Here is a 1,644-nt window from a genome sequence, read left to right on the forward strand (position 1 = left end):
GATCTAGGCGAACCATGGAACAGACCGTTTTGCGTCCCAAGCCGATCCCCGGTCGGGAACGCGGGCCGCCGCGTCGGCCCAGCAGGCCCGCGAGCGCAGCCGCCACACCGCGGTCTGGAGCGGATCGTCACCGGCGGTCGTTCCGTTCCCAGACATGGCGGAGTACGCCACGTTGCCCTCCCCTAGCGCGCCGTCGAGCAGTGAAGTGGTGGCCGCATTCCAGCACCGATCAGCGCGCCGGGCCAAGAGGGTGGGTGAATAATTTCACAAAGTCGTGGGACGCCGACGGCGCTTCGCACGAGCCCGTCGCACGCGCGCAAGACCTCAGCTCATCCGCAACGCCAGGAAGAAATCGAGCTTGTCCTCCAGCCGCGCGAGGTCCCGGCCCGTCAACTGCTCGATCCTTCCCACGCGATAGCGCAGCGTGTTGACGTGCAGGTGGAGACGGGTGGCGCAGCGGGTCCAGGAGCCGTCGCAGTCGAGGAACGCCTCCAGGGTCGGGATCAGTTCGGCGCGGTGCCTGCGGTCGTACTCCCGCAGCGGGTCCAGCAGGCGGGCGGTGAAGGCACGCCGGACGTCGTCGGGGACGAAGGGCAGCAGCAGGACGTGCGAGGCCAGTTCCTGGTGGCCGGCCGCGCAGACCCGGCCCGGACGGGCCGCGGCCACCCGGCGGGCGTGCCGGGCCTCCTCCAGGGCCCCGCGCAGCCCCTCCGCGGAGTGCACGGCCGCGCTGACGCCGAGGGTGACCCGGCCGTCGCCGTCGAGGCCTGCCGTCAGCGGCCCCCGTACGGCCGCCAGCAGGGCGTCGGCGTGGATACCGGAATCGGAGCCGTCGTGCTCGGTGGGGACGGCGGGCAGCGGGACGAGGGCGACCGCCTCGTCGCCGGTGTGGGCCACCGCTATGCGGTCGGACGGTTCGGGGCCGGTCGCCAGCGGGTCGACCAGGATCTCCTCCAGCAGGGACTGCGCGACCGGACCGCCCTCGACCTCTGAACCGTCCCACTCGACGCGGGCGACCACCACCTGCCAGTGCGGGGCCGCGCCGAGGCCCGGCAGCAGGACCGGAGCCGCCACCCGCAGCCGCGCGGCGATCTCCGCCGGTGCCGCGCCCGTCTGCACCAGTTCGAGGACCTCCTGGGCGAGCCGGCGCCGTACCGTACGTGCCGCGTCCCGGCGGTCGCGCTCGACGGAGATCAGCTGGGTGACGCCCTGGAGCAGGTCGAGCCGCTCCGCGGGCCAGTCGCCGGCGTCCGCCTCGACCGCGAGCAGCCAGTCCGACAGCACCGACTCGCGCACGTCCCGGCCGCCCCGCGGGGAGCCGCCCGCCCCGGTCGCCGCCGGGAGGTGCCCCCAGCCGATCGGGAAGAGCGAGTACGTGGTGGCGCCCAGCAGCACGCGGTGAGGGCCGCGGCGGCCGGTGCGGACGGCCGCCAGGTGCTCGGCGGCCAGCTCGGCACAGGCCTCGGCGGGCAGCGCGGGCCCCGACGCCTTGGAGCCCGCGATCAGCCGGCCGGTCGGGGAGAGCACCCAGGCGCGCAGGTCGAGATCGGAGCCGAGCAGGTCCAGGACGACGTCCGGGCCGCCGCCCGCCGGGCCCGAGGTCATCATCCTGCGGTGCCGGTCGACGACGGCCGCGAGGTCCCC

1 protein-coding gene is annotated in these 1,644 nt (G+C 74.8%); it reads right to left on the reverse strand.

The window, feature by feature from the left end; translation table 11 throughout:
• Positions 1–324: 324 nt before the first annotated feature.
• A partial coding sequence (locus tag ABZ646_RS46240; RefSeq protein ID WP_360533700.1) for a helix-turn-helix domain-containing protein occupies positions 325–1,644 on the reverse strand: 1,320 nt, incomplete at its 5' end.

This window comes from Streptomyces sp. NPDC007162, assembly GCF_040634175.1.
Lineage (GTDB): Bacteria > Actinomycetota > Actinomycetes > Streptomycetales > Streptomycetaceae > Streptomyces.